22 protein-coding genes and 2 pseudogenes are annotated in these 26,782 nt (G+C 67.2%); 12 read left to right on the plus strand and 12 right to left on the minus strand.

What is annotated here, in order from left to right; genetic code table 11:
• Window positions 1–208, plus strand: a pseudogene (locus tag NJF35_RS23260) (chemotaxis protein); the annotation flags it as partial.
• A gap of 105 nt (window positions 209–313) precedes the next feature.
• On the opposite strand, the gene NJF35_RS23265 reads toward NJF35_RS23260, so the two are convergent.
• The gene (locus tag NJF35_RS23265) at window positions 314–1,411 is read right to left on the minus strand and encodes a P1 family peptidase (protein WP_225790832.1); all 1,098 of its coding nucleotides are present in this window, start codon (window positions 1,409–1,411) and stop codon (window positions 314–316) included.
• Window positions 1,412–1,426: 15 nt separating this feature from the next.
• Complete coding sequence (locus tag NJF35_RS23270; protein ID WP_225790833.1) at window positions 1,427–2,776, minus strand: APC family permease; 1,350 nt, start codon at window positions 2,774–2,776, stop codon at window positions 1,427–1,429.
• Window positions 2,777–2,970: 194 nt separating this feature from the next.
• Between NJF35_RS23270 and NJF35_RS23275 the strand changes: the two genes are divergently transcribed.
• On the plus strand, window positions 2,971–3,771 hold the full coding sequence (locus tag NJF35_RS23275) for a helix-turn-helix transcriptional regulator (protein ID WP_225790834.1): 801 nt from the start codon (window positions 2,971–2,973) through the stop codon (window positions 3,769–3,771).
• Between the two features lie 2 nt (window positions 3,772–3,773).
• On the opposite strand, the gene NJF35_RS23280 is transcribed toward NJF35_RS23275, so the two are convergent.
• From NJF35_RS23280 to NJF35_RS23295, 4 genes are all read right to left on the minus strand, one after another.
• A complete protein-coding gene (locus tag NJF35_RS23280) occupies window positions 3,774–4,721 on the minus strand; it encodes a LysR family transcriptional regulator (protein ID WP_225790835.1) in 948 nt (315 codons plus the stop codon).
• 103 nt (window positions 4,722–4,824) lie between these two features.
• Window positions 4,825–6,348: a tripartite tricarboxylate transporter permease gene (locus NJF35_RS23285; RefSeq protein WP_225790836.1), complete on the minus strand. Its 1,524-nt coding sequence runs from the start codon at window positions 6,346–6,348 to the stop codon at window positions 4,825–4,827.
• A complete protein-coding gene (locus NJF35_RS23290; protein ID WP_225790837.1) occupies window positions 6,345–6,872 on the minus strand; it encodes a tripartite tricarboxylate transporter TctB family protein in 528 nt (175 codons plus the stop codon). The genes NJF35_RS23285 and NJF35_RS23290 overlap by 4 nt, the downstream gene beginning before the upstream one ends.
• Before the next feature lie 20 nt (window positions 6,873–6,892).
• A complete protein-coding gene (locus NJF35_RS23295) occupies window positions 6,893–7,906 on the minus strand; it encodes a tripartite tricarboxylate transporter substrate binding protein (protein WP_317235063.1) in 1,014 nt (337 codons plus the stop codon).
• 239 nt (window positions 7,907–8,145) lie between these two features.
• On the opposite strand from NJF35_RS23295, the gene NJF35_RS23300 reads away from it, so the two are divergent.
• The 9 genes and pseudogenes from NJF35_RS23300 (at window position 8,146) to NJF35_RS23335 (ending at window position 18,285) form a co-directional block, all read left to right on the plus strand.
• Window positions 8,146–9,471 carry an MFS transporter gene (locus tag NJF35_RS23300; protein WP_225790838.1) on the plus strand — a complete coding sequence of 442 codons (1,326 nt, stop codon included), beginning with the start codon at window positions 8,146–8,148 and terminating at the stop codon, window positions 9,469–9,471.
• Window positions 9,464–10,423, plus strand: coding sequence for an amidohydrolase family protein (locus NJF35_RS23305; RefSeq protein ID WP_225790839.1), 960 nt, complete (start codon window positions 9,464–9,466; stop codon window positions 10,421–10,423). The genes NJF35_RS23300 and NJF35_RS23305 overlap by 8 nt, the downstream gene beginning before the upstream one ends.
• Window positions 10,420–11,433, plus strand: coding sequence for a 4-hydroxythreonine-4-phosphate dehydrogenase PdxA (locus NJF35_RS23310; protein ID WP_225790840.1), 1,014 nt, complete (start codon window positions 10,420–10,422; stop codon window positions 11,431–11,433). The genes NJF35_RS23305 and NJF35_RS23310 overlap by 4 nt, the downstream gene beginning before the upstream one ends.
• Before the next feature lie 107 nt (window positions 11,434–11,540).
• Window positions 11,541–12,791 carry an OprD family porin gene (locus NJF35_RS23315; RefSeq protein WP_225790841.1) on the plus strand — a complete coding sequence of 417 codons (1,251 nt, stop codon included), beginning with the start codon at window positions 11,541–11,543 and terminating at the stop codon, window positions 12,789–12,791.
• A gap of 84 nt (window positions 12,792–12,875) precedes the next feature.
• Window positions 12,876–12,992 (plus strand): annotated as a pseudogene (locus NJF35_RS24945) (hypothetical protein); the annotation flags it as partial.
• A 54-nt stretch (window positions 12,993–13,046) separates the two neighbouring features.
• Window positions 13,047–14,360, plus strand: coding sequence for an MFS transporter (locus NJF35_RS23320; RefSeq protein WP_225790842.1), 1,314 nt, complete (start codon window positions 13,047–13,049; stop codon window positions 14,358–14,360).
• Between the two features lie 28 nt (window positions 14,361–14,388).
• On the plus strand, window positions 14,389–15,564 hold the full coding sequence (locus NJF35_RS23325) for an L-rhamnonate dehydratase (protein ID WP_225790843.1): 1,176 nt from the start codon (window positions 14,389–14,391) through the stop codon (window positions 15,562–15,564).
• A gap of 57 nt (window positions 15,565–15,621) precedes the next feature.
• Window positions 15,622–16,617, plus strand: coding sequence for an AraD1 family protein (araD1, locus tag NJF35_RS23330; protein ID WP_225790844.1), 996 nt, complete (start codon window positions 15,622–15,624; stop codon window positions 16,615–16,617).
• Between the two features lie 78 nt (window positions 16,618–16,695).
• Entirely contained in the window at window positions 16,696–18,285 is a 1,590-nt protein-coding gene (locus tag NJF35_RS23335; protein WP_225790845.1) for an aldehyde dehydrogenase (NADP(+)), read from the plus strand.
• Between the two features lie 5 nt (window positions 18,286–18,290).
• On the opposite strand, the gene NJF35_RS23340 is transcribed toward NJF35_RS23335, so the two are convergent.
• Window positions 18,291–19,178, minus strand: coding sequence for a LysR family transcriptional regulator (locus NJF35_RS23340; protein ID WP_225790846.1), 888 nt, complete (start codon window positions 19,176–19,178; stop codon window positions 18,291–18,293).
• A 397-nt stretch (window positions 19,179–19,575) separates the two neighbouring features.
• On the opposite strand from NJF35_RS23340, the gene moaB reads away from it, so the two are divergent.
• Entirely contained in the window at window positions 19,576–20,115 is a 540-nt protein-coding gene (gene moaB / locus NJF35_RS23345; RefSeq protein WP_225790847.1) for a molybdenum cofactor biosynthesis protein B, read from the plus strand.
• 11 nt (window positions 20,116–20,126) lie between these two features.
• Here the strand turns inward: moaB and NJF35_RS23350 are convergent, their stop codons facing one another.
• From NJF35_RS23350 to NJF35_RS23370, 5 genes are all read right to left on the minus strand, one after another.
• The gene (locus NJF35_RS23350; protein WP_225790848.1) at window positions 20,127–21,392 is read right to left on the minus strand and encodes an NAD(P)/FAD-dependent oxidoreductase; all 1,266 of its coding nucleotides are present in this window, start codon (window positions 21,390–21,392) and stop codon (window positions 20,127–20,129) included.
• A 3-nt stretch (window positions 21,393–21,395) separates the two neighbouring features.
• Window positions 21,396–22,967: an aldehyde dehydrogenase (NADP(+)) gene (locus tag NJF35_RS23355; RefSeq protein WP_225790849.1), complete on the minus strand. Its 1,572-nt coding sequence runs from the start codon at window positions 22,965–22,967 to the stop codon at window positions 21,396–21,398.
• A gap of 72 nt (window positions 22,968–23,039) precedes the next feature.
• The gene (locus NJF35_RS23360) at window positions 23,040–23,987 is read right to left on the minus strand and encodes a dihydrodipicolinate synthase family protein (RefSeq protein WP_225790850.1); all 948 of its coding nucleotides are present in this window, start codon (window positions 23,985–23,987) and stop codon (window positions 23,040–23,042) included.
• Window positions 23,988–24,046: 59 nt separating this feature from the next.
• Entirely contained in the window at window positions 24,047–24,973 is a 927-nt protein-coding gene (locus NJF35_RS23365; RefSeq protein WP_225790851.1) for a 4-hydroxyproline epimerase, read from the minus strand.
• A gap of 27 nt (window positions 24,974–25,000) precedes the next feature.
• A complete protein-coding gene (locus tag NJF35_RS23370) occupies window positions 25,001–26,617 on the minus strand; it encodes an APC family permease (protein WP_225790852.1) in 1,617 nt (538 codons plus the stop codon).
• Window positions 26,618–26,782: the final 165 nt, after the last annotated feature.

Genomic DNA, 26,782 nt, shown 5'->3' on the forward strand with positions numbered 1-26,782 from the left:
CGGCGAGATCGACGGCATGAACCAGTCGGTGGCCACCGCCACCGAGGAGCAGAGCGCGGTGGTCGAGAGCCTGAACCTGGACATCACCCAGATCAACACCCTCAACCAGCAGGGGGTGGAGAACCTCAACGAGACCCTGCGTCACTGCGATGCCCTGAGCCAGCAGGCCGGGCGGTTGAAGCAGTTGGTGGGGAGTTTCAGGATCTGAGGCGAGCTGCTGGCTGGGGCTCCTGCACTTGCCAATGATGTGGCTTTGCAGGGCCCTGTGGGAGCGGGCTTGCCCGCGATTGGGCCGCACAGCGGCCCCCGCTATCTACCCCTGCCAACCTACCTGCCGCAGTGCCTCCAGCAAGCGCTCGCCACCCAGCCCCGGCACCAGCACACCGTCGGCGGTGTGCATGTCACCCCCCGCCAGCAGGGCATTGACGATCGCTTCCTCCACCGCCTCGGCCGCCGCCATGAACAACGGTGTGATGTGGTCGTTGTTGAGCATCTGCACCGGCATGCTCAAGGGCACGCCCTTGCGCCCGTAGGCGGCCGCTGGCAGTTGCTGGTCGGCGCAGGAGAAGGCGACGAACAGGTCACCGCTGGCATCCTCGGTACCACCGCCGGTACGGGCGATGCCGATGGACGCCCGTTGGGCCAGGCGCTGGCACTGGTGCGGCAGCAACGGTGCGTCGGTGGCGATGATCACCACGATCGACCCCATGCCCGGCTCGCCACGGTCGTCGAAGGGCGAGGGAATGCCGTCCAATACCCGGCCGACCGGATAGCCGTCGATGCGCAGCTCGCGGCGCTGGCCATGGTTGGCCTGCACCAGCGCGCCCACGGTCCAGCCGCCCTGGTCTTGCGGCAGCTTGCGCGAAGCGGTGCCGATACCGCCCTTGAATTCGTGGCAGATCATACCGGTTCCGCCACCGACAGCGCCTTCGGCGACTGGGCCGGACTCGGCGCGGGCCAGCGCTTCGTTCACCTGGGCCGGGCTGACATGCTGGCCCCAGATATCGTTGAGCAGGCCGTCGAAGGTCTCCAGCACCACCGGCATGCACCAGTACACCGACGGATCGGCCAGGGCATCGCGCTCGGCGGCGATCAGGGCGTCACGCACCACGCCGACGCTGTGGGTGTTGGTGATGGCGATGGGCGTGGTCAAAAGGCCTGCCTCGCGGATCCATTCCAGCCCCGTGGCATCGCCATTGCCGTTGAGCACGTGGACACCGGCGAAGCACGGCGCCAGGCGGGCCGCGCCGGGGCGGGGCTGGATCACCGTCACGCCGGTGCGCACCTGCTTGCCGTCGCCGTCGGCGACCAGGGTGCTGTGGCCGACGCGGACCCCAGGGACATCGGTGATGGCGTTGAATGCTCCGGGGCTACCCAAGCCCAGGGTGATGCCGAGTTGACGAGCGCGCATAGGGACTCCTTCGTTTCAGAGTTTCTGGAAGGCTGGGCTGAGCTTGCCGTAGGTGCCATAGAGGAGCACCGAGGCAGCCAGTATGCCGAGGATGATCAGGGTGTCGCGTACCGAAGCCCCGAGCAGGCAATTGAGCAGCAGGTAGCCGGAACCGAGCGTCGCCAGCAGCGCCGGCAGTGGCCACAGCGGCATGCGGTACGGGTGTTCGCGGTCGCTGCGCAGTACCCGGCTGAACAGGCCGCACAGGGCCACCGCCAGGTAGACCATGACCAGTAGCAGGACGGTGAAGGAGGTCAGTTCCTCCAGGTTGGAGCTCAAGCTCAGGGCTGCCGACGGCACGGCGAGGAACAAGGTGGCCAGCCACGGCGATTCCCAGCGTGGGTGGATGCGCGTGAACAGGCGGTTCAGGGCTGGCGTCCACAACTGGTCGCGGCCGCTGCTGAAGATCACCCGGCCAGACTGGATGACGATGGCGATGATGGCGTTGAACACCGAGAGGAAGATCCCGGCACTGACCAGCCGCGAGAGGGTTTCGTTGCCATGGGCGGTGAGCAGGTAGCCGATCGGGTCGGGGCTGGCCAGCATGTCCTGCAAAGACGGGGCGCCGAGCAACAGCGCGCCGATCGGTATCAGCTCGATCGCCACCACCAGCGCCAGCGACCAGAGCACGGCGCGGTGGATGCCCTGCCCACCGTCCTTCATGTCCTCGGCCAGCAGCACGGCGCCGCCGAAGCCGTTGTAGGAGAACAGTGCGGTGCCCACCGCGGCGAACACCAGCGCCCAGGGCGCTGCCGCGAGCAGGCCGTGGTCCAGGTGCAGGGGCTGGGCCAGTACGCTCAGCGGCTGGCTGACGTTGCCCAGGCCAAGCACCACGATCACCAGCAGGGCGACGACCTCGCAGAGCAGGAAGACCCCGGTGACCCAGGCGTTGACGCGGATGTTGAGGATACCCAGGCCGTAGCTGGCGACGACGATGGCCAGGGCCACGGACGGGGTGTCGAACTGCGTGCCCAGGGCGCTGTTGAGGTAGGTGGCCGCGCCTGTGGCCAGCACCGGCGGGATGAACAGCAAGGACACCAGCACGGTGAGGAAGGTGGCATAACCGGCCATGCCGCCGAACACTCGCTTGGCATAGACGTATTCGCCGCCAGCCGAACTGTGCGCACGGCCGAGCTCGGCGTAGCACCAGGCGAACATCAGCGCCAGCAGGGCGGCCAGGACGAAGGCCAGGAAGGCACCGCTGCCGGCCTGGGCGATGGCGAAAGGTGCGATGACGAACACGGAACTGGCCGGTGTGACCGCCGATACCGTGATGGCGACCACATCGAGCATGCCCAGGCTGGGCTTGAGCGCACGGTCGTGCATGTCGTTCTCCTCGAATTGTTATTGGTGGTTGAGGCAGTGACGAAGAAGCGGATGGCGCCCTCTCGGCGCAGCGCTGCATGGGCGGCAATCTAGGCTTGGCGGGGGAGGCGGCCAATCACCCTTTGGGGGTACGCCCCTTGACGCGAGGGCGGGAAAGGAGGGAAATCCCATCACCTTTTCAGGGGAACCGACGGATGCACAGCCTGTTTCACGAAGTCGGCGTTCACGCCAGCCTTGGCCGCACCATCGAACAGATCGGCCAGCCACGCTTCTGGAAGCAGCTGGTCCTGCTGCTGCGCTGCTGGCTGCCGTTCGACAATGCCCTGGCCGCCTTCTACCCCGCCCGCGGGACGCCCGTGGTGCTGGAGGAGTACGACGCCGCCCCCCAGGATGGCCCGGCAGCCATGCCCTTGTACCTCAGCGGCCTGTACCAGCTCGATCCTTTCTACCAGGCCTGCCAGGACGGCCTGCCCAGCGGCCTGTACCGCCTCGACGAAGTGGCGCCGGACCAGTTCCAGCAGAGCGAGTACTACCTCAACTACTTCCATGCCAACGTGCTGGAGGACGAGGTGCAGTTCATCCTCCAGCTACCCGGCCAGGGGGCGCTGTCGTTGTCATTGGGCATGCGCCAGCCGTTCGACGTCGGGCAGTGTGGCCTGCTGGAGATGCTCTGTCCCTGGGTGCTGGCGCTGATGCAGCAGCACTGGCCATTGCGCAGCCAGCGCTTGTTGCCGGCCGGCGAGCCGGTGGCCGCCCAGGTGCGTGATGCGCTCAGCCACTTCGGGGCGGGGGTGTTGTCCGAGCGCGAGCTGGAGATCGCCCGGCTGATCCTGCGCGGCTATTCCTCCAAGGCCATGGCCGAGCGCCTGGCGATCTCACCGGAAACCGTCAAGGTCCACCGCCGGCACCTCTACGCCAAGCTCGACATCTCCTCGCAGCCGGAGCTGTTCTCGTTGTTCCTGCAGTCGCTGGGGCACGATGTGGAGAACCCCTGAGCCTATTTCGAGCCCTGCCTGGCTTGCTCGGCGCGCACGGCCATCATGAAGGTCTGCATCGCCGAGGAATGTACCCGGTTGCGCCGGGTGATCAGGCCGTAGGGCGGCAACCGGGGCTCCAGTTGGATGGGCAGGACCGCCAGCAGGTGCCGTCCCGGATAGTCCTCGACCACCGAGCGCGGGGTGATGCCGATCATGTCGGTCTGCTGCAGCAGCGACAGCAAGGTCATGATCGAGGTGGTCTCGACGATGCTGCTGGGCAGGTCGATGCGGGCATTGTGGAAGGCCTGGTTGACGATGGCGCGCATGGGGCTGGGATGTTGCTGCAGCACCCAGGTCATTTCCTGCAGTTCGGTCCAGTCCAGTTTCCTGGCCTTGGCCAGCGGGTGCTGCGCGCCGGTGATCACGCACAGGTCCTCTTCGCCGAGGCTGTCGAACTGCAGGTCGTCGGTACGCGCGTTGCTGGGGATGCGCCCCAGCACTACGTCGAGCTGGTCTTGTTGCAGGGCCTGCACCAGCACGTCGCTGGTATCCACCTGGATGCTCATCGACAGGCGCGGGTGGCTTCGCTTGAGGGTGGCGATGGTACGGGTCAGCAGGCCAGAGGCCAGGGCAGGAATGGCGCCGACCGTGACCCGGCCGAGGTTGCCGGACTCCAGGGCGACCATTTCCTCGCGCATGCCCGACAGCTCGGCGAAGATCATCCGCGCGTAGTAGATCAGCGTCTCGCCGAACGGCGTGGCGCGCATGCCGCGTGGCAGGCGCTCGAACAGCTCGACGCCGAGCAGGTCCTCGGCTTCATGAAGCATCTTGGTCGCCGCCGGCTGGGTCATGCCGATCTCCTCGGCGGCACGCCGCAGCGAGCCCAGCTCCTCCAGGGCCAGCATCAGGCGCAGCTGACGCAGACGCAGGCGGCTATGGATGATACTGGCGTCGGGGATGCGGGACATGGTCTGGCTCATGGTCGAGGGGCGGTCAAGAGTGACAAGAAATGGCAGCGCTCGCCAGCGGATTGCGCGAGGGGGGCTGCAAAGCAGCCCCTGCCCAGGAGGTTCAAGCCGTGCGCCGCTGCCGTTTCTGCCCCAGCGCCGAACGCAGCGCTGTCGCCAACCTGGCAAGCAGTGGCCAGCACAGCATCACCAGGGCCGCACTGGTCAGGCTGCCCACCAGCGGGTTGGACCAGAAGATCGACAACTGCCCGTCGGAGAACAGCATCGACTGGCGGAACGCATCCTCGGCCTTGTCCCCCAGTACCGCGGCCAGCACCAGCGGGGCGATGGGGTAGCCCAGTTTCTTGAACACATAGCCCAGCGCGCCGAACAGCAGCATCAGCCCGACATCGGTCATCGAGTTGTGCACCGAGTAGGCACCAATGGCGCAGACCATGATGATGATCGGCGCGATGACCGAGAACGGAATGCGCAGGATCGAGGCGAACAGCGGCACCGTGGCCAGCACCACGATCAGGCTCACGACGTTGCCCAGGTACATGCTGGCGATCAGCCCCCAGACGAAGTCGTGCTGTTCGACGAACAGCGTCGGCCCTGGGTGCAGGCCCCAGATCATCAGCCCGCCGAGCATCACCGCGGCGGTCGCCGAACCGGGGATGCCGAGGGTCAGCATCGGCAGCAAGGCGCTGGTGCCCGCACTGTGGTCGGCGGTCTCCGGTGCGATCACGCCTTCCACCTCGCCCTTGCCGAACCTGTCGCGGTTCTTCGAGAAGCGCCGGGCCAGGCTGTAGCTCATGAACGACGCGGCGGTCGGGCCGCCAGGCGTGACCCCCATCCAGCAACCGACCAGGGCACTGCGCAGCCAGGTCAGCCAGTAGCGCGGTAGCTTGGCCCAGGTGCGCAGGATCACCATCGGCGTGATACGGGCACGCTCTCCCCGGAACACCAGGCCTTCCTCCACGGTGCAGAGGATCTCGCCGATGCCGAACAGGCCGATCACCGCCACCTCGAAGCTCAGGCCCGACAGTAGCCATGGCTGGTCGAAGGTCAGGCGCAGTTCGCCGGACACGGTGTCCATGCCCACGGCGGCCATGGCGAAGCCGATCATCATCGCCACCACGGTTTTCAGCGGTGGGTTCTTGCTCAGGCCGATGAAGGTACAGAACGCCAGCAGGTAGACGGCGAAGAACTCCGGCGAGCTGAACGCCATGGCGAAGCGGGCGATGTGGGTGGAGAGGAAGGTGAGCAACAGCACGCCGACCAGAGCCCCGAGCAGTGCCGAGGTGAACGCGGCGGTCAGCGCTTCGCCGGCCTGGCCGTTGCGGGCCATCGGGTAGCCGTCGAAGGTCGTGGCCACCGAGGACGGCTCGCCGGGGATGTTGAACAGGATCGAGGTGATCGAGCCACCGAACAACGCCCCCCAGTACATGCACGACAGCAGGATGATCGCCGACACCGGCGACATGGTGAAGGTCAGCGGCAGCAGCAGGGCCACGCCGTTCGGCGCGCCCAGCCCTGGCAGCACGCCGACCAGGATGCCCAGCAGCACGCCGACCACCATCAGGCCCAGGTGGTGGGCGGTGAAGATCAGGCTCATGCCCTGCATCAGCGAGTCGAATTCACTCATGGCCGCAGCCCTCCCAGGAAGGTGGCCAGGTCGCCCAGCACGCCGGCGTCCAGCGGCACCTTGAACCAGACCGCGAAGATCAGGTAGCTGGCCAGTGCCGCACCGCAGGAGATCATGGCGATGGCCAACTTGCCATGGCCCTGGCCATCCTGGCGGCTGCGCCACATGAACCAGGCGATGAACAGCACCGAGGCCAGGTAGATGCCCGTGAATGGCATGGCCGCCACGTACACGGCAATGGGCAGGAACACCGACAGCACCCGGGCGAATGCCTGGCGCCCGACGAACGCCGCCATCGCCTGTCGGCGCAGCAGCGCCAGGAGCAGGTTGCCGATACTGGCGGCGCTCAGCAGCAGGCCGATGTAGAAGGGGAAGTAGCCGGCTTCTGGGCCGGCATCGCCCCAGCCGATACCGATATCCAGGCTGCCCTGCATGACGATGCCGCCCAGTGCGGCAGTGAACAGCGCAAGGCCGGTTTCCACCCAGCGGGTGGCGATCAATGGCGCGTCTGAAGGTGAGGACATGGGCGTCTCCATGGCAGGGTTCACTGGCGCAGCCAGCCGGCTTGCTGGAACAGCGGGATGACCCGCTCACGGTCCTTCTCGATGTAGGCCACCAGGTCCTGGCCTTCGAGGAAGGTCGGTGCCAGCGCCGAACGTTCGATGTAGGTCTTGAATTCCGGGGTCTGGCTGACCTTGCGCAGCAGCTCGACATAGAAGGCGCGTTGCTCGTCGCTGATGCCGCCAGGCAGGAACACAGTGCGCGGGAAGCGGTACTGATCGATGCCCAGGCCCTGCTCGTGGCAGGTCGGGATGTCTGCCCAGGACTGCTCGGCGGTGACCTTTTCGCTGTAGATCATGCGCTCGCGGCTGAACACGCACAGCGGCTTGACCTGGCCGCCGCGCCACTGGCTGAGGCTTTCGGCAGGGTTGTTGAGGTTGGCCGCGATGTGCTTGCCGGCCAGCTGGATGGAGGCCTCGCTGCCGCTCTTGAAGGGGATGTAGGTGAGCTTGCTGCCGACCTGCTGGCCGATCAGCAACGCCAGGGTCTGGTCGACGTCCTTGGACTGGCTGCCGCCGAAGCGCATCTTGCCGGCGTTGCTTGCAAGGGCTGCCTTGAACGCCGAGGCATCGGCCCAGGGCGCGTCCTGGTAGGTCCAGAGGATGAAGTCATCCTCGGCGACCGCGGCCACCGGTGTCAGGTCGGTCCATTGGTAACCCAGCTTGGCCACCAGCGGTAACAGGTAGACATTGTTGGTGCCGATCACCAGCTTGTGCGCATCGCCCTGGGCCAGCTTCATGTCGAGGAAGGCTTCGGCGCCATTGCCGCCGCCTTTGTTCAGCACCACGGTGTTGACGTCCAGCAACTGATGCTGGCTGATCGCCGACTGGATCAGGCGTGCCAGCTGGTCGGTGCCGCCCCCGGGGCCACCGGCGACGACGATTTCAACGTTCTTCCCGGGCTTCCAACCCTCGGCAAGGGCGGGCAGGGTGCTGGCGCAGAGCAGCGTGCAAGCGGCCAGGAACGACGACAGGTGACGCGCGGATGCGGTTCGCATGGGATACCTCTTGTTGTCTTTGTTATGGGTAGCCGGAGTGTGCGAAGCGAACCGATAAGCGTCTACTCAAAATAAGGCATACACCGATAGCCCTGGGTTATGCCAGGCCGGTGCGCCTAGCGATAACCACAGGAAATGGCTGTATGAGCAGGTTTGATTAGACGGTTATCGATGCCGCACCCATAGTGGGCTTCACCGGCCTTACCGGATCACAACAATAACGATCAGAGGGACTTCCCATGGCTCAGGCACACCCTGCCGTGCTGCACGCCAGCCCTGCGCGCGGCAAGACCGTCGCGCAGAAGGCCAGCAATGTGCGCTGGCGCATCTTCGCCATCATCTTCGCACTCACGGTGATCAACCTGATCGACCGTGTCTCCCTGTCCATCGCCATGCCCACCATCGCCGCCGAGTTCGAGCTGACGCCGAGCATGCAGGGGCTGATCCTCAGCAGCTTCTTCTGGGCCTACGCCTTGCTGCAGATCCCCGGCGGCTGGTTGATCGACCGCTACGGGCCGCGCCGGGTGATCGGCTGGTCCACGGGCTTGTGGGGCATGTTCCAGACGCTCGCGGCATTCGCCACCGGGGGCCTTTCGCTGATGTTCGCGCGCGTGGCGCTGGGGGCCGCGGAGGCGCCATTGTTCCCCTCCGGCGGCAAGCTCAACTCGCTGTGGCTGGGTTCCAGCGAGCGCAGCCGTGGTGCCGTGCTCATGGATTGCGGCGGGCCGCTGGGCGTGGCCCTGGGCGGTTTGATCATCGCCTACCTGATCGCCGTGCTCGGTTCCTGGCGCATCGCCTTCTTCATCGCCGGCATCGCCACCCTGGCCATGGCCTGGCTGGCCTGGCACTACCTGCGCGACAACCCCGCCGAGCATCCGGCGGTCAATGATGCCGAACTCGACAAGATCAACCAGGGCCGTGCCGTGCCGATGGCCGAGGCCGCCCTGCAGGCGACCAAGGGCCTGGGCATCGCCGCCCGTTCGCTGACCGGCATCCTGCTCGGGCGTGCCAGCTGGGCCATGGTGTTCTTCGGCCTGCTGACCTGGGGGCCGAGCTACCTGGCCCAGGCACGGGGCTTCGACATCAAGGGCATCGGTGCCGCGACTTTCATCATCTTCCTGTGCGGCGCGGTCGGCTCGCTGGTTGGCGGTTACCTCTGCGACCTGTTGATCCGCAAAGGCGTGCGCCGTGGCGTGGCGGCCAAGAGCCTGTTGAGCGTGTCCGGGCTGGTGGCGCTGGGCGCCTTCCTGCTGCTGCCACAACTGGACGATGCCTTCGCCGCCGTCGCGCTGCTGGCGCTGACCGCCTTCTTCCTGATGTGGGGCAGCCTGTACTGGAGCTTCCCGGCGCTACTCGCCGCCCCCTCGCGGGTCGGCTTGATCGGCGGGGTGATGAACCTGGCCGGCAGCCTCGGCGGCATCGTCGTGCCGATCTTGGTCGGCCTGCTGCTCCAGCACTTGGGCGGCTACTCGGCGGTGCTCGGTTTCTTCGCCTTGTGCTCGGCGCTGTTCATCGCCGGCACCCTGTTGATCGCTCTGGACAAGACCGAGGTATCCCATGGCTGAGCTGTACGACGGGCCGATCGTCGATGCCCATCATCATTTCTGGGACCCGCAACGCAACCACCATCCGTGGTTGTCGGGCAGCGAGAACATCCCCTTCCGCTACGGTGACTACAGCGCGATCAAGCGGCGCTATTTCCCCGAGGACTACCTTGCCGATGCAGGGGCCCACCGGGTGGTCGAGACCGTCTACGTGGAAACCGAGTGGGACCCGCGTGACCCGATTGGCGAAACCCGCTTCATCCATGAGGTCGCCGCCCGCTATGGCGCGCCCAACGCGGTGGTCGCGCAGGCCTGGCTGGATGCTCCCGAGGCGGCCGAGGTGCTGGCCGCACAGGCCGGCTTCGAGCGGGTCCGCAGCGTGCGCCACAAACCGGGTGGCCCGAGCCGGCCGGAGGAGGTCGGCCAGTGCCGCAGCCTGATGAGCGACGAGCGCTGGCGCCGTGGCTACGCCGAGCTGGCCCGCCACGGGCTGCACTTCGACCTGCAGACGCCGTGGTGGAACCTGGCCGAGGCCGAGCGGCTGGCGCGTGATTTCCCCCAGACACTGCTGATCCTCAACCACACCGGCCTGCCGTCGGACCGCGGCGAAGCGGCCCTGGCGGCCTGGCATGCGGCCATGGCGCGGTTCGCCGAGTGCCCGAACGCGAGGGTGAAGATCTCTGGCATCGGCCAGGCCGGCAGGCCGTGGCGTGCCGAGGACAACGCCTGGATCGTGCGCGAGACCATCGCCATGTTCGGCGCGCAGCGGGCGATGTTCGCCAGCAACTTCCCTGTCGACAGCCTGTGCGGCTCGTTCGACGACATCTATGGCGGCTTCAAGCGCATCGTCGCCGACCTGCCCGGCGAGGCGCAGGCCCAGCTTTTCTACCATAACGCCCGGCGCATCTACCGCACCGTGCCCGACACCTTGCGCCCTGCGCCAGTGTCGACCGACCTGAGGACCCCTGCATGAGCAAACCCACCCTCCCGCGCCTGGCCATGGTCCTGGGCGACCCCGCCGGTATCGGCCCGGAGCTGATCGCCCGCCTGCTGGCCGAGCCCGAGGTGCGCGGCAAGGCCCGCGTGGTGCTGATCGCCGACGAAGCGGAAATGCGTCGGGGCATGCGTATCGCCGGCTGCGAGTTCCCTTACCGGCGCATCGACGACCTGCAAGCGCTGGACTTCGCCGATGACACGCCGCTGCTGTACCCCTATCGCGGCGCAGCCGAGGGCGAGTTCCCGCGCAGCGAGGCGAGCGTGATCGGCGGGCGCTACAGCCTGGATACCCTGGCCGTGGCCCTGGCGCTGACCCAGGACGGCAGGACCGACGCGATTCTCTTCGGGCCATTGAACAAGACCTCGCTGCACATGGCCGGCATGGGCCATAGCGACGAGCTGCACTGGTTCGCCGAGCGCCTGGGCTTCGCCGGCCCGTTCTGCGAGTTCAACGTGCTCGATGAGCTCTGGACCTCACGGGTGACGTCCCACGTGGCGCTGGCCGACGTACCGGGCCTGCTCAGCCAGGCGCGGGTGCTCGAGGCCATCGGCCTGATCGACACCGCGCTCAAGCGCAGTGGCCTGGCCCGGCCGCGCATCGGTGTGTGCGGCCTCAACCCGCACAACGGCGACAACGGCAGCTTTGGCCGCGAGGAGCTGGACATCATCGGCCCAGCGGTGCAGACGGCGCGTGCGCAGGGCATCGAAGCCGACGGGCCTTATCCGGCCGACACCATCTTCCTCAAGGTGCAGGGCGATGCCCAGGCCTTCGATGCCGTGGTCACCATGTACCACGACCAGGGGCAGATCGCGATCAAGCTGATGGGCTTCTCCCGTGGCGTGACCGTCCAGGGCGGGTTGCCGGTGCCCATCACCACACCCGCGCATGGCACGGCCTTCGACATCGCAGGGCAGGGCAAGGCCAACGTCGGCGCGACCCGCCAGGCCTTCGAGATCGCCTGCCGGATGGGGCTCAACGCCCGCTGATCCCGCGCACCGCCAGCCTCACCTTCCCGTCAGTCAATCACCCACATCGCCTGGGGCCCGGAGGGCTCCACGGCGGGGCTCACCCTGGAAAAAGGAAAACAACAACAATGACCCGTGCTTTTTCTCACCGCTTCAAAGCCACCTCGATGGCGCCTGTGCTGATCGCCGGCCTGCCGCTGAGTGCCATCGCCGAGGGTTTCATCGACGATGCCAGCGTGACCTTGGGGATGCGTAACCTCTACTTCAACCGTGACTTTCGCCAGCCCGCTGCGGCGCAGTCGAAGCAGGAGGAATGGGCCCAGGGGTTCTTGCTGCAGGCCAAGTCCGGCTACACGCCCGGCCTGTTCGGGGTGGGCATCGACCTGATCGGCCAACTGGGCTTCAAGCTCGACAGTAGCCCAGAGCGCAGCGGCTCGGGACTGTTGCCCAGGCATAGCGATGGCCGGGCGGTGGACGATTACTCGCGGCTGGGCCTGGCACCCAAGCTGCGGTTGTCGAAGACCGAGCTCAAGGTAGGCGAACTGCAGCCGGAGTTGCCGATCCTGCTGCGCAACGATGGCCGCTTGCTGCCACAGACGTTCCAGGGCGGCATGCTCACCTCGCGGGAGTTCGATGGCCTGACCTTGCAGGGCGGGCAGATGCGCTCGCTGAGCCAGCGCAACTCTTCCGACCATGAGGATTTGTCCGTGGACGGTCGCGGCGGGGTATTCGCCGACCGTTTCGACTATGTTGGCGGCGAGTACCGCTTCAATGCCGACCGCACCCAAGTCGGGCTGTGGCAGGCACGGCTGCAGGACATCTACCAGCAACGCTTCTACAACGTCAGCCACAAGCAGAAGGTCGGCGACTGGACCTTGGGGGCCAATGTCGGCTTCTTCGCCACCCAGGAGGAGGGGAGTGCCGACCTGGGGGATCTGGACAACCGGGCGCTGACCAGCTTCGTCAGTGCGAGGTACGCCGGCCATACCTTCGGCGCCGGCTATCAGCGCATGTATGGCGACGACGGCATGGTCTACATCGCCGGGACCAGCACGCCGCTGGTCAACGATATCCAGGTGCGCAACTTCACCACGGCGGGCGAGCGCTCCTGGCAGGTGCGCTATGACTACGACTTCGTCGCCCTGGGGATTCCCGGGCTGTCGCTCATGGCCCGCTATGCGAGCGGTGACCATGCCGAGGTGGCAGGCGGGAGCGATGGCAAGGCCTGGGAGCGTGACCTGGATATCACCTATGTCATCCAGGCGGGGCCCCTGAAGAACCTGGGCGTGCGTTGGCGCAATGCCATGGTGCGTTCCAACCATGCCGCCGATGTGGATGAGAACCGCCTGATCCTCACCTATACCCTGAAGTTACTCTGACACTCCCATGGCCTCTGGGGCCGCTTCGCGCCCCAGCTTACGATGCATACCTCCCCCGATAACCCCGAAGCCACCAATGGGCATCCTGGTATATCCCCAGGTTATCGATGGATACGCATAAGTGATTATCCAGCCCCGCCTGCCCCCTCTACAGTCGCCCCATGGCTCGCCACTGCCTGGCGCGCCAGCCAAGACCAACAAGAAGCCCGTCCTGACGCTTCGCAGGACGATCACGGCAAGCACGAGGAAGTCCCCATGAGCGACCACGCCAGAGCCCTGGCCTCGGCCATTTCCATCAGCCGCGCGCGGCTACTGCCTTTCCTGATCCTGATGTACGTACTGGCCTTCATCGACCGGGCCAACGTCGGTTATGCCCGGGCCTTCCTGCAAGCCGACACCGGCCTTGGCGATGCGGCCTTCGCCTTCGGCGCGAGCATCTTCTTCATCGGCTATGCCTGTTTCGAAGTGCCCAGCAACCTGATGCTGCACCGCCTCGGCGCACGGGTCTGGCTGTGCCGGATCATGGTCACCTGGGGGCTGGTCAGCGCGGCGATGATGTTCGCCGACAACGCCACGACCTTCTACGTGCTGCGCTTCTTGCTCGGCGTCGCCGAGGCCGGCTTCTTCCCCGGCATCATCCTCTACCTCACCTACTGGTTCCCGTCCCAGAGCCGCGCCCAGGCCCTGGGCCTGTTCTACTTCGGCCTGCCGCTGGCGCTGGTGCTGGGCGGGCCGTTGTCCGGCTGGTTGCTGGAGTTCCATGGGGTATTCGGCCTGACCAACTGGCAATGGCTGTTCGTGGTCGAGGGGCTGATGGCCTCGGTGGTCGGTATCGCCGCCTACTTCTACCTGGTCGACCGCCCACGCAATGCCCGCTGGCTCAGCGATGTGCAGAAACAGGCGCTGGAAGGCACGCTGGCCGAGGAAGACGCGCAGAAGCAGGCCCATGGCCCGCACGGCTTCCTCGGTGCGCTGCGCAATGGCCAGGTCATGAAGTTCTGCCTGGTGTACTTCACCGTGCAGATGAGCGTGTACGGCGTGGTGTTCTACCTGCCGACCCGCATCGCCAGCTTCCTGGACGGCCAGGTGGGCCTGAGCGTCGGCCTGTACACCGCGATTCCCTGGGCCTGTGCCCTGGTGGTCACCCGCCTGGTGACCCGTTATGCCGACCGTAGCGGCCTGCACCGCCAGCTCGCGGTGGCCATGCTGGCCATGGCCGCCGCCGGTATCGCGGCATCGGCCCTGGCTGGCAGCCTGCCGCTGGTGGTGCTGGCCTTCTGCTTCGCCGCTGCCGGTTTCGTTTCCGTGCAGCCGCTGTTCTGGACCCTGCCCACCGGCTACCTGAGCGGTGCGGCCGCGGCCAGCGGCATCGCCCTGATCAACTCCCTGGGCAACCTGGGCGGCTTCGTCGCGCCGAACCTCAAGACCTTGACCGAAACCCTGTTCGCCGATCCACGTGCCGGCATGTTCGCCCTGGCCGTGGTGGGTGTCCTGGGGGCCTGCCTGTTGTCCCGACTCAAATCTTCCCGACCATCGCCTGCCCCGATCGAACCCGCGCGGGCCGGCTGATCAACGCCATGTGATAGGAGCTGTGACCATGAAAATCAAATCCGTGCGTACCCGTGTCTTCGAATGGAAAGGCAAGGTCGTGCCACCCCAGGCGCATTTCTGCACCAATGCCAGCGACATCCTCTTCGAGCGCGGCGACGCCATGGGTTCGTTCCGCTTCCACGGCTGGCTGGTGGTGGAGATCGAAACCGACAACGGCATCGTCGGTATCGGCAACTGCGCCCTGGCCCCGCGCGTGGCCAAGGAGATCATCGACCTGTACCTGGCACCGATCTGCATCGGCGAGGACCCCTTCGACAACGAGTACATCTGGCAAAAAATGTACCGTCGCACCCATGCCTGGGGCCGCAAGGGCATCGGCATGGCGGCCATCTCGGCGGTCGACCTGGCGATCTGGGACATCATGGGCAAGGCGGTGAACAAGCCGGTGTTCAAGCTGCTCGGCGGGCGCACCAAGGAAAAGATCTGGACCTACGCCTCCAAGCTGTACGCCAACGACAACCTCGACGTGTTCCTCGAGGAAGCCCAGGGTTACCTGAACCAGGGCTTCACCGCGCTGAAGATGCGTTTCGGCTACGGCCCCAAGGACGGTCCGGCCGGCATGCGCCGTAACATCGAGCAGGTCCGCGCCCTGCGCGAACTGGCCGGCCCCGACGTCGACATCATGCTCGAGTGCTACATGGGCTGGACCCTGGAGTACGCCCGGCGCATGTTGCCCAAGCTCGCCGAGTTCGAGCCGCGCTGGCTGGAAGAGCCGGTGATCGCCGATGACATCGAAGGTTATATCGAGCTGAAGAAGATGGGCATCATGCCGATCTCCGGCGGCGAGCACGAGTTCACCGGCCATGGCTTCAAGGACCTGTTGGAGCGCCGCGCGGTGGACGTCATCCAGTACGACACCAACCGTGTCGGCGGCATCACCGCCGCGCGCAAGATCAACGCCATGGCCGAAGCCTGGTCGGTGCCGGTGATCCCCCACGCCGGGCAGATGCACAACTACCACTTGACCATGGCCAGCACCGCTTCGCCGATGGCCGAGTTCTTCCCGGTGTTCGACGTCGAGGTCGGCAACGAGCTGTTCTACTACGTCTTCAAGGGCGAACCGCAGCCGGTGGATGGCTACATCCAGCTGGACGACGACAAGCCGGGCCTGGGCCTGGAGATTTCCGAGGAATACCTCAGCGACTTCAACATCATCGAATGATCGCGCCGGGCGCTGCCGCTCGGTGGCGCCCAGCCCGTCGAACGGGAGGAGAGACACATGCGGTTGATTCAATTCGAAGACCCGGCCGGCCAGCGCCAGGTCGGAGTGGTCGAGGGTACGCAGGTCCAGGTGGTGCGCGGTGTGCGCAGCACCCGCGAGCTGGCGTTGGCGGCGATCCGTGGTGGGCGCGCTCTGGTGGAGGAAGTACTGGCCCGTGGCTGCGACGCCGGGCCGGCCTATGCCGGGCTGCTGGAGGCGGGGCGGGTGCTGCCACCGTTGGACCATGAAGACCCGGCGCACTGCCTGGTCAGCGGTACCGGCCTGACCCACCTGGGCAGCGCCGCCACGCGAGACAAGATGCACCAGCACGGCGAGCAGGACGACACCACGCTCACCGACACCATGCGTATCTTCAAGTGGGGCCTGGAGGGGGGCAAGCCCGCCGCCGGCGAAGCGGGGGCGCAGCCGGAATGGTTCTACAAGGGCGATGGCAGCATCGTCGTGCGCCCCGGTGCGGACCTGCCGTTGCCGGCCTTCGCCGAGGATGCCGGCGAGGAACCAGAGCTGGTCGGTCTCTACGTGATAGGTGACGACGGCCGCCCGTATCGGCTGGGCTATGCCCTGGGCAACGAGTTCTCCGACCATGTCATGGAGCGGCGCAACTACCTGTACCTGGCGCATTCCAAGCTGCGCAGTTGCGCCTATGGCCCTGAGCTGCGCGTGGGCGAGCTGCCGCGCCACCTGCAAGGGCGCAGCCGTATCCTGCGCAATGGCGAGGTGCTCTGGGAGCGCGAGTTCCTGTCCGGCGAGGACAACATGTGCCACAGCTTCGAGAACCTGGAGTTCCATCACTTCAAGTACGCCCAGTTCCTGCGCCCGGGCGATGTGCACGTGCATTACTTCGGCACGGCCACGCTGTCCTTTGCCGACGGCATCAAGGCCGTGCCGGGCGACACCTTCGAGATCGCCGTGCCTGACTTCGGTGCGCCGCTGCGCAACGGCATCGCCGCTGGCGAACCGGCCATGGCGCCGGGACAGGTCGCGGCGCTCTGAATCCTCGTCACCATCCGCTTTTGCCGGGTCGCGCCGCCTGCCGATGGCGGTGGCGCGGCCCCCGATCATGAGGTCGATATGCCAACCATCCTCGGTTACAACTACATCGCTGGCGCCCGTAGCGCGGCAGGTTCGGTCGTGCTGCAGAGCATCGACGCGACCACCGCCGAGGCGCTGCCCTACAGCTTCCACCAGGCGACCCTGGAAGAGGTGGACGACGCGGCGCAAGCGGCCGCCGCTGCCTTCTTGCCATACCGCGACCTGCCGGCCACGCGCCGGGCGGCGTTCCTCGACGCCATCGCCGAGGAGATCGACCTGCTCGGCGATGAGTTCGTCGCCATCGTCTGCCGCGAAACGGCATTGCCGGCGGCACGCATTCAGGGCGAGCGTGGCCGTACCAGCGGTCAGATGCGCCTGTTCGCCCAAGTGCTGCGGCGTGGGGATTTCCATGGCGCGCGGATCGACCGCGCCCTGCCGGAGCGCAAGCCGTTGCCACGGGTCGACCTGCGCCAGTGCCGCATCGGCGTGGGGCCGGTGGCGGTGTTCGGCGCGAGCAACTTCCCACTGGCATTCTCGACTGCCGGTGGCGATACCGCCGCGGCCCTGGCCGCCGGATGCCCGGTGGTGTTCAAGGCGCACAGCGGCCACATGGCCACCGCCGAGCTGGTGGCCGATGCCATCCTGCGCGCCGCGCAACGCACCGGCATGCCCAGCGGTGTGTTCAACATGCTTTACGGCGCCGGTGTCGGCGAGCCGTTGGTCAAGCACCCGGCGATCCAGGCGGTCGGCTTCACCGGTTCGCTCAAGGGCGGTCGTGCCCTGTGCGACATGGCGGCTGCACGGCCGCAGCCGATTCCGGTGTTCGCCGAGATGAGCAGCATCAACCCGGTGGTACTGCTGCCCGAGGCGCTGCAGGTACGGGGCGAGACGCTGGCTACCGAGTTGGCCGCCTCGGTGGTGCTCGGTTGCGGACAGTTCTGCACCAACCCCGGGCTGGTCATCGGCATCCGCTCGCCGGCCTTCTCGCGCTTCGTCGAGCAGTTCAGCGCGCGCATGGCCGACCAGCCGGCACAGACCATGCTCAACGCCGGTACCCTGGCCAGCTACGAGAAGGGACTGGCGGCCCTGCACGCCCACCCGGGCATCCGCCACCTGGCCGGCCAGCGTCAGGAAGGCAGGCAGGCCCGGCCACAGCTGTTCCAGGCCGAGGCCCGGGTGCTGATCGACGGTGATGCGTTGCTGCAGGAGGAGGTCTTCGGGCCGACGACCGTGCTCGTCGAGGTGGCGGATGAGCAGGCGCTGGCCCAGGCCCTGAATGCCCTGCACGGGCAGCTCACGGCGACCCTGATCGCCGAGCCGGACGACCTGCGCCAGTTCGCGGCGCTGGTGCCGGTGCTCGAGCGCAAGGCCGGACGCCTGTTGCTCAATGGCTACCCGACCGGTGTCGAAGTCTGTGATGCGATGGTCCATGGCGGGCCGTACCCAGCCACCTCGGATGCGCGGGGCACCTCTGTCGGTAGCCTGGCGATCGACCGCTTCCTGCGCCCGGTGTGCTACCAGAACTACCCCGATGCCCTGCTGCCGGATGCGCTCAAGGACGGCAACCCGCTGGGGATCGTACGCTTGCTCGACGGGGTGCCGAGCCGCGATGCGCTAATCCCAGCCTGACAACGTCAGCCGTTGGCGAACAGCACCTTGGCCTCGGCGAAGCACTGTTCGGCGATCGCCGAGCGGGGCTCGCTGCGGCGCAGCAGCAGGCCGACCGGGCTGTGGATGCTGGCGTCGGCGATGGGGATGATGCGCATGTGCTGGGACAGCTCCTCCAGGCCGCACTCCAGCGGCATCACCGCGCAGCACACGCCGCTGTTGATGGCCTGGACCAGCTGGAAGGTGGAGTCGCTTTCCAGCACCGCCGCCGGTTCCAGGCCACGGCTGCGCAGGCTCAGGTCCAGCGCCTGGCGGTAGTGCATGCCTTTGCTCAACAGGCCCAGGGGCAGGTCGGCCACGCTGTCCCAGGACAGTTCGGTCTGCTCGAACTGGAAGTGCCGGGTGTCGTGCAGCAGGCCCATGGTGGTGGTGCCCAGCTCGATCACTTCGAAGAAGCTGGCGTTGACCTGATCCAGGTAGCAGAGCCCCAGGTCCAACTGGTTGCGGCTCAGGCCGTCGGTGATCTGCTCGGAGCTGAGCGAACTGAGCTCGAAGTGCAGTTCGGGGTACTTCTCGCGCAGTGGCAGCAGCAAGTGCATGGGGTTGAAGCTGGCCAGCGGCACGGTGCCCAGGCGCAGGCTGCCGACCACCTGGCCCCGGCAACTGGCGGCCTCGGCCTGCAGGCCGTCGTGGGCGGCCAGCAGGGTGCGGGCCCAGGCCAGGATGCGTTCGCCGGCCTCGGTGAAGCCCTCGAAGCGCTGGCCGCGCTTGACCAGTACCAGGTCCAGCTCGTCCTCCAGGTTGCGCAGGCGCATGGACAGGGTCGGCTGGGTGATGTGGCACAGCGCTGCGGCCTGGCCGAAATGGCGGGTCTTGTCGAGGGCGATGAGGAACTTGAGCTGCTTGATGTCCATGGGGTGGCCTGGTGGGCGGTGAAGTCGATGGCGTTGACCTTAACCAAGTCGGCCGTGGCTGGCCAATGTTTAGTGCCGATTGTATGGGAGGCGGGTGCCCACAGAGTGCGCGAGCCGATCACAAGTAATGTGGTTTGCAGGGGCCCCTGTGGGAGCGGGCTTGCCCGCGATCAAGGGCGCAGCCCTTGCCATATGTCGGTGATGTCAGGGCCGGCCCAATCGCCGACAAGCCGGCTCCCACAGGGCTCTGCTAAATCAAAGCGTTATGTTCTGTTCTATCGAACCGGCTTGCCGACGATAGACCCACTCGATGGCCCGGTTCGCCATATCGATTGGACGCTGGGCAGGCTTCTCTCTAGCGTGGCACGGGACAATGCCTATTCAGGAGCAAGCCCAGGTGAGTGTGAAACCGGACGCGGTGTTCGTACCGCTCAATATCGCCGTGCTGACGGTCAGCGATACCCGCACCTTCGACAACGACACGTCCGGCGAACTGCTGGCCAGCCGCTGCGTGCAGATCGGCCATCGACTGGTGGCGCGGGAGTTGCTCAAGGACGACCTGTACAAGATCCGCGCCCAGGTCGCCACCTGGATCGCCGACGACCAGGTGCAGGTGGTGCTGGTCACCGGCGGCACCGGCTTCACCGGGCGGGACAGCACGCCAGAGGCGGTGGAGTGCCTGCTGGACAAGCGCATCGACGGTTTCGGCGAGCTGTTCCGCGCCCTGTCGATCCTCGATATCGGCACCTCGACGGTACAGAGCCGGGCACTGGCGGGCCTGGCCAACGGCACCCTGGTGTGCTGCCTGCCAGGCTCGACCGGGGCCTGCCGCACGGCCTGGGAGGGGATCCTCGCCGAGCAGTTGGATGCACGGCACCGGCCCTGCAACTTCGTGGCGCACCTCAAGCCTATCGGGGCGTGCGAAACCCGGGGGTGAGGCGCGGCTCGTCAGAACCGTGCCAGGCGGTAGGCTTCCAGCCCCGCCACCGGCCCCTGCGCCAGGCGCCCGAGCCACTGCGCGGTCAGCGCGGCCTGGGTCAGGCCCAGGTGCTGGTGGCCGAAGGCGAGCAGCACCTTGCCGTCGCACACCCGGTCGATCACCGGCAATGAGTCGGGCAAGGAAGGGCGAAAGCCCATCCACGGGGTCGCGCCAGTGGCGTCGAGGTCGTGGCGCAGCAGGCCCTTGCTCAGGTTCAGCAACTGCCAGGCGCGCTGCATGCGGGGCGGGCGGCGCAGGCCGGCGAACTCCACCGTGCCGGCCAGGCGCAAGCCGCCGGCCATGGGCGTCATGATGAACTTGCGCTCCAGCGAGGTGACCGCGAACGGCAGCCGTTGCCGTTCGCCGGGCAACATCAGGTGATAGCCGCGCTCGGTGTCCAGCGGCACCCGGGTGCCGGTCAGCGCCTGGGTCAGTGGGGCCGAGTGCGCGCCACAGGCGATCAGTACCTGGCGCGCCCGCACGGGGCCGTGGTCGGTGACCAGGGTGACGCCTTGCCCCTGCAGGCGGCCATCGCGTACCTGCTGCTGGTGGAACTGCACGCCTTGGGCCTTGGCGGCCTCGACCAGTTCGCAGACCACACGGTACGGGTCGAGGAAATGCCCCGTGGCGGGAAAGAACAGGCCGCCCCGGATGCCTTCGCTCAACTGTGGCGCTGCCGCCTGCACGGCCTGGGCGGACCACGGCTCGACCGGCACCGCCTGTTGCCGCAGGCGCGACTGCAGGGCCTCCAGCGCCTGGCGCGACTCCGGGCGCTCGAACACCAGCAGCGAGCCGTCCTCTTTGAGCAGTGCGGTACGGTCGATCGAGGCCAGCAACTGCCGCCACGCCGCCAGGCTGCCTTCGTTGAGCACACGCAGGCCCGCCACGCTGCGCTGGAAGGCGGCCGGGCGCAGGTTCAGCAGCAGGCGGGCGAACCACGGCAAGGCGCGGGGCAGGTGTCGCCAGTCCAGGCGCAGCGGGCCCATCGGGTCGAGCAGCATGGCGGGGAGGCGCGTGAGGATCGACAGGTCGGCGATCGGGAACACCTGTTCGGTGGCCAGGTGGCCGGCGTTGCCGAACGAAGCGCCGTGGCCGGGCGCCTGCTGGTCGATGACCTGTACCCGCCGGCCCTGGCGGGCCAGCTCGAGGGCACAGGCGACACCGACGATGCCGGCGCCGACCACCACCAGGTCGGCATCGGCGTGGGCATGATCGAGGGGGAGGGCGTTGGGCATTGCCTAGGCTTCCCTCTGGCCATCGAGCAGCCGCCGCAGGTGCAGCGGGTTGTCGTGCTTGAGGGCGGTGGGCAACAGGGCATCGGGGAAGTCCTGGTAGCAGACCGGGCGCAGGAAACGCAGGATGGCGGCGGTGCCGACCGAGGTGCTGCGGGCATCGAGGGTGGCCGGGAACGGCCCGCCATGGACCATGGCATCGCAGACTTCGACGCCGGTCGGCCAGCCGTTGACCAGCAGGCGCCCGGCCTTGCGTTCGAGGGTCGGGAGCAAGGCGCGGGCGGCCGGCAGGTCGTCATCGTCCAGGTGCAGGGTGGCGGTCAGCTGGCCTTCCAGGTGTTCGGCAACCTGCTCGAACTGTTGCGCGTCGCGGCACGCCACGATCAGCGACGAGGCGCCGAACACCTCGGCTTGCAGGGCGGTATTGGCGAGAAAGGCCGAGGCGTCGGCGACGAACAACTGGGCCTGGCCCTGGTTCGGCCCCAGGGCCGGCTGGCCACTGGCGAGCGCCTGGGCGTGCTCGCCCAGTGCTGCGACCCCTGCCTGGTAGGCGCTGAAGATGCCCGGCGTGAGCATCGTCTGTGCCGGTATGCCAGCCAGGTGTTCGGCGGCCGCGGCGACGAAACGCTCCAGCGTCGGCCCTTGGCGGGCGATCACCAGGCCCGGGTTGGTGCAGAACTGGCCGGCGCCCTGGGTCAGCGAGGCGACGAAGCCCTGCGCCAGCCCTTCTGCACGGGCCTGCAGAGCGTTGTCGAAAAGGAATACCGGGTTGATCGAGCTCATTTCCGCGTACACCGGGATCGGCTCAGGGCGTGCCTGTGCCGCGCGGTTCAAGGCCATGCCGCCGCTGCGCGAGCCCGTGAAACCGACCGCCTTGATACGCGGGTCGCTGACCAGGGCGATGCCCACCTCCCGCCCTGCGCCATGCAGCAGCGAGAACACGCCCTCGGGCAGGCCGCATTGCGCCACCGCCCGGGCGAGCGCTTGGCCTATCAGTTCGCTGGTGCCGGGATGGGCGCCATGGGCCTTGACCACCACCGGGCAACCGGCGGCCAGGGCCGAGGCGGTATCGCCGCCGGCTACCGAAAAGGCCAGGGGGAAGTTGCTGGCACCGAACACCGCCACCGGGCCCAGGGCCACCTGGCGCTGGCGCAGGTCCGGGCGGGCCAGCGGCTGGCGCTGCGGCTGCGCGCTGTCGACGCGCGCATCCAGCCATTCGCCGGCGCGCACGGTGCGGGCGAAGGTGCGCAATTGTTGGCAGGTCCGCCCACGTTCACCGAGGATGCGCGGACGCGGCAGGCCGGTTTCGGCGACGGCGCGGTCGATCAGCGCGTCGCCCAGGGCTTCGATCTGCTCGGCGATGGTTTCCAGGAACAGCGCACGTTGCGCCAACGAGGTTTCGCGGTAGGCGTCGAAGGCCGACCAGGCCAGCGCGCAGGCGCGGTCCACGTGCTCGCGCGTGCCACCGGGGTAGGCCGGTTCCAGGGGATGGTTGGTGGTCGGGTCGATGGCCCGGATCGCTTCGCGGTTGCCGGTAACGGCCTGCTGGCCGATCAGCAGGTTGCCTGTGAGAGTCATGCTGGCGTCCTGAAAGAATCCTGAAGAGGCCGCTGCGCCATGAAGCTGACGCAGGGCGAGGGGAGGCGAGTGTCAGGCGACGTTCTGCTGCGCCGACCAGTTGGCGTACCACTGGCGGAACAGCGTGTACTGGTTGTGCGCGTAGTTGCGCTGGGACTCGGTGAGCGCGTCGCTTTCGTTGAAGTGCAGGGTGTATTCCTGGTCGCCGTTGAGCACCATCAGGTACTTGTAGTACAGCACCAGGTCGCAGCCTTCATCGAACGACGACAGCACCGCCAGCGCCGACTCCAGCTCACCGGCCAGGCGGCGGGCCTTGGCGTCGCCCTTGGCTGCCTGCTTGCTCAGCGCCACCAGTTGCAGCACCTCGCGGGGCAGGGCATTGCCGATACCGGTGATGGCGCCGGTGGCATTGCAGTTGACGAAGCCGTGGACCACCTGGGTGTCGACACCGACCATCAGGGTCACCTGGTCGTCCTTGGAGGTGATGTGCTCGGCGGCGTAGCGCAGGTCGGCACCGCCACCGAATTCCTTGAAGCCGATCAGGTTCGGGTATTCGCGGCGCAGTTCGAAGAACAGGTCGGCGCGGGTGGCGAAGCCGTAGTAGGGGCTGTTGTAGATCACCGCCGGCAGTGCCGGGGCGGCTTGCAGGATCGCCGCGAAGTGCGCCTTCTGCGCCGCCAGCGAGGCGCCACGGGAGAGCACGCGGGGGATCACCATCAGGCCGGCGGCACCGACCTTGGCGGCGTGGGCTGCGTGGGAAACCGCCTCGCGGGTATTCACCGCGCCGGTGCCGACGATGGTCGGGATGCCGGCGGCCACCAGCCGGGCCACGCCTTCCTGGCGCTCGGCCTCGCTGAGCAGCGGCCAGTCGCCCATCGAGCCGCAGTAGACCACCGCGCTCATGCCGGCCTCGATCAGTTCGCGGCCCTTGCGCACCAGGGCGTCGTAGTCCGGCTTGCGCTCGGCGGTGCAGGGGGTCATCAGGGCGGGCATGCAGCCGGTGAAGATGTTGTCGCTCATTGTCTGTGCTCCTTGGCGCAGGTGTTCAGGTGGGGTGCTTGTAAAGGGAGCGGGGCGGGTCAGATGCCCCACGCGAAAGGGTCTTGTTCGTCGATCAGCAGGGTGCTATCGGCGGTCATGTGGGCGCGGCCGGTGATGAACGGGCGAATGCGCTCGCCCTGCCATTGGAAGCGGCCTTCGAACTGGCTGCCGGTGATGCTCGCCTGCACCCAGGCCTGGCCTGCGGCGAGCTTGCCGTCGGCCGCCAGGCAGGCCAGCTTGGCGCTGGTGCCGGTACCGCAGGGAGAGCGGTCGTAGGCCTTGCCGGGGCACATGACGAAATTGCGGCTGTCGGCGTTGGCATCGTCGGCGAACAGCTCGACGTGGTCGATCGGCGCGCCGTGCTCGCCCGTGATGCCCTGGGCCTGCAGGGCCTTGAGCATCGCCCAGGTGAATGCCGTGAGGGCTTCGACATTGTCCAGCGTCAGCCGCTGGCCGTGCTCGCTGACCAGGAAGAACCAGTTGCCGCCCCAGGCGATGTCGCCCAGGAACGCCCCGTACCCGGGGACCTCGACCGCCACTTGCTGGCGGTAGCGGTAGGCCGGGACGTTGCCGACCGTCACCGCGCCGTCCTCGTGCAAGGTGGCCGTGACCTGGCCGACCGGGGTGTCGATCTTGTGCTCGCCGGGGCCGATCATGCCCAGGTGCTGCAGCGAGGCGACCAGGCCGATGGTGCCGTGGCCACACATGTTCAGGTAGCCGGCGTTGTTGAAGAAGATCACCCCGCAGGTGGCGTCCGCCGACACCGGCTCGCAATACAGCGCGCCGACCAGCACGTCGTTGCCGCGTGGCTCCAGCAGGCAGGCGCGGCGCCACTGGTCGTGCTGTTCGCGCAGTTCGTCGCGGCGCTCGGCCAGGGTGCTGCCCGTCAGCCGGGGGAAGCCTTTGATCACCAGGCGGGTAGGTTCGCCGCCGGTATGGGAGTCGATGACGTGGATGTGTTTCATGGGCATGTCCATTTCAGTGGGCGATGTTCAGGACGCCAGCGCGGCAGGGTGCTGGCCGGGCTGGGGCTGCGGGTTGGCCTCGCTTTCGTCCTCGCCATCCAGGCGTACCAGGTGGGCGGGCACGCCGGTGCGTGCGCCCCAGTAGTAGATGCCCAGGGCACAGGCGGCCACGACCAGGGTGTCGAACGGGTGGCCGATCAGCCCCAGGCCGCCGAAACTGCCGAGCCACGACAGCAGGATGGTCAGCGCGTAGAAGCCGATCAGCCAGGCCGACGAGCGCACTTGCTGGGCGAGGGACAGGTGCTGGGTGGGCACGAAACGGCCGCACAGCAGGTACAGCACGAACATCACGATCTGCAGGGCGAGCAGCCAGGACACGGTGTTCCAGCCGGACCAGTAGACGATCAGCGCGGCGATGATGAACGACAGCGGGCCCAGCACGGCCATGCCCTTGACCCGGAACGGACGCGCCATGTCGGGGGCGTTGCGACGCAGGGCCGCGACCGACACCGGTGCCACCGCGTAGCTCAGTACCAGCGCTGCCGAGACCACGTTGATCAGCGCTTCCCAGGAAGGGAAGGGCAGGGTCCAGAACACCGACAGGGCGAAGGTCAGCCACAACGCGGGGCGTGGAATGCCTGATTGTTCGTCGATGCGGGTGAAGACCTTGAAGAAGGTGCCGGTTTGCGCCCAGCCATAGACCACCCGCGGCGTGGCGTTCATGTAGATGTTGCCGCAGCCGCTCGGCGAGATCACCGCGTCGGCCACCACCAGGTAGGCCAGCCAGCCCACCCCCAGCGCCAGGGCGATGTCGCGATAGGGCAGCGCCAGTTCCTTGGTCACGCCGGCCCAGCCGTTGGCCAGCATCTCGGTCGGCACGCTGCCAAGGAACGCCAGTTGCAGCAGCACGTAGATCGCGGTCGACAGCAGCACCGAGAGGATCAGTGCGATGGGAATGGTGCGTTGCGGGTTCTTCACTTCGCTGGCCACCGAGATGATCGGGGTCAGGCCCAGGTAGGCGAAGATGATGCCGCCTGCGGAAACCGCCATTTCCACGCCGGACAGGCCGAACGGGGCGAAGCCCTGGGCCTCGAAGTTCTCTGGCTTGAAGAAGGTGAACAGCACGCCGATCACCAGCAGCGGCACGATGAACTTGAACACGCTGACCAGGTTGTTGGCCTTGGCGAAGGTCTTCACGCTGCGGTAGTTGAGCAGGAAGAACAGGCATAGCAGGCCGAACTGCACCAGCCAGCCGAGAACGGTCGGATCGCTGGAGCCCGGTTGGGTCAGCGAGGGGAACCAGGCGGCGGCGTACTGGCGCGAGGCGACCACTTCGATCGCCACCAGGCTGGAGAAGGCGATCAGGGTGATGAACCCCATCAGGTAGCCCAGCAGTGGCCCGTGGGAGTAGACCGGGTAGCGCACCACGCCACCAGCACGGGGCAGGGCCGCGCCCAGTTCGCAATAGACGATGCCCAGCAACAGCACGGCGAAGCCGCCGAGGAACCAGGACAGGATGCCGGCCGGGCCGGCGATGGCTGAGACGTGGCTGGCGGCGAACAGCCAGCCCGAGCCGAAGATGGCGCCGAGGCCGATGAATGTGAGGTCCAGCAACGACAGCTGTTTCTTGAACTTGCCTGACATGGGGTCGCCTTCTTGTGGGTTATTGGATAGGCAGGTCTGATGTCACGTGATGCGGGCGCTCGTGCACCGCGTTCTTGTAGGTCTGTGGCGGCTTGCGTTGGCCATAGAGTGGACCGATCCGGGCGTGGGTTCTTGATGGTTTTCTGCAGCGTGGGTGACGAAATC

This window comes from Pseudomonas guariconensis (assembly GCF_024127895.1).
Lineage (GTDB): Bacteria > Pseudomonadota > Gammaproteobacteria > Pseudomonadales > Pseudomonadaceae > Aquipseudomonas > Aquipseudomonas guariconensis_B.

What these genes read in the sequence shown, in the direction of transcription:
- NJF35_RS23300 (WP_225790838.1), top strand. Translation starts at nt 8,146, where the DNA reads ATGGCTCAGGCACACCCTGCCGTGCTGCACGCCAGCCCTGCGCGCGGC.
- NJF35_RS23270 (WP_225790833.1), bottom strand. Translation starts at nt 2,776, where the DNA reads ATGCACGACCGTGCGCTCAAGCCCAGCCTGGGCATGCTCGATGTGGTC.
- NJF35_RS23335 (WP_225790845.1), top strand. Translation starts at nt 16,696, where the DNA reads ATGCCAACCATCCTCGGTTACAACTACATCGCTGGCGCCCGTAGCGCG.
- NJF35_RS23295 (WP_317235063.1), bottom strand. Translation starts at nt 7,906, where the DNA reads ATGCGAACCGCATCCGCGCGTCACCTGTCGTCGTTCCTGGCCGCTTGC.
- NJF35_RS23280 (WP_225790835.1), bottom strand. Translation starts at nt 4,721, where the DNA reads ATGTCCCGCATCCCCGACGCCAGTATCATCCATAGCCGCCTGCGTCTG.
- NJF35_RS23275 (WP_225790834.1), top strand. Translation starts at nt 2,971, where the DNA reads ATGCACAGCCTGTTTCACGAAGTCGGCGTTCACGCCAGCCTTGGCCGC.
- NJF35_RS23265 (WP_225790832.1), bottom strand. Translation starts at nt 1,411, where the DNA reads ATGCGCGCTCGTCAACTCGGCATCACCCTGGGCTTGGGTAGCCCCGGA.
- NJF35_RS23290 (WP_225790837.1), bottom strand. Translation starts at nt 6,872, where the DNA reads ATGTCCTCACCTTCAGACGCGCCATTGATCGCCACCCGCTGGGTGGAA.
- NJF35_RS23355 (WP_225790849.1), bottom strand. Translation starts at nt 22,967, where the DNA reads ATGACTCTCACAGGCAACCTGCTGATCGGCCAGCAGGCCGTTACCGGC.
- NJF35_RS23350 (WP_225790848.1), bottom strand. Translation starts at nt 21,392, where the DNA reads ATGCCCAACGCCCTCCCCCTCGATCATGCCCACGCCGATGCCGACCTG.
- NJF35_RS23310 (WP_225790840.1), top strand. Translation starts at nt 10,420, where the DNA reads ATGAGCAAACCCACCCTCCCGCGCCTGGCCATGGTCCTGGGCGACCCC.
- NJF35_RS23320 (WP_225790842.1), top strand. Translation starts at nt 13,047, where the DNA reads ATGAGCGACCACGCCAGAGCCCTGGCCTCGGCCATTTCCATCAGCCGC.
- NJF35_RS23305 (WP_225790839.1), top strand. Translation starts at nt 9,464, where the DNA reads ATGGCTGAGCTGTACGACGGGCCGATCGTCGATGCCCATCATCATTTC.
- NJF35_RS23285 (WP_225790836.1), bottom strand. Translation starts at nt 6,348, where the DNA reads ATGAGTGAATTCGACTCGCTGATGCAGGGCATGAGCCTGATCTTCACC.
- NJF35_RS23315 (WP_225790841.1), top strand. Translation starts at nt 11,541, where the DNA reads ATGACCCGTGCTTTTTCTCACCGCTTCAAAGCCACCTCGATGGCGCCT.
- NJF35_RS23325 (WP_225790843.1), top strand. Translation starts at nt 14,389, where the DNA reads ATGAAAATCAAATCCGTGCGTACCCGTGTCTTCGAATGGAAAGGCAAG.
- NJF35_RS23340 (WP_225790846.1), bottom strand. Translation starts at nt 19,178, where the DNA reads ATGGACATCAAGCAGCTCAAGTTCCTCATCGCCCTCGACAAGACCCGC.
- NJF35_RS23365 (WP_225790851.1), bottom strand. Translation starts at nt 24,973, where the DNA reads ATGAAACACATCCACGTCATCGACTCCCATACCGGCGGCGAACCTACC.
- NJF35_RS23370 (WP_225790852.1), bottom strand. Translation starts at nt 26,617, where the DNA reads ATGTCAGGCAAGTTCAAGAAACAGCTGTCGTTGCTGGACCTCACATTC.
- araD1 (WP_225790844.1), top strand. Translation starts at nt 15,622, where the DNA reads ATGCGGTTGATTCAATTCGAAGACCCGGCCGGCCAGCGCCAGGTCGGA.
- NJF35_RS23360 (WP_225790850.1), bottom strand. Translation starts at nt 23,987, where the DNA reads ATGAGCGACAACATCTTCACCGGCTGCATGCCCGCCCTGATGACCCCC.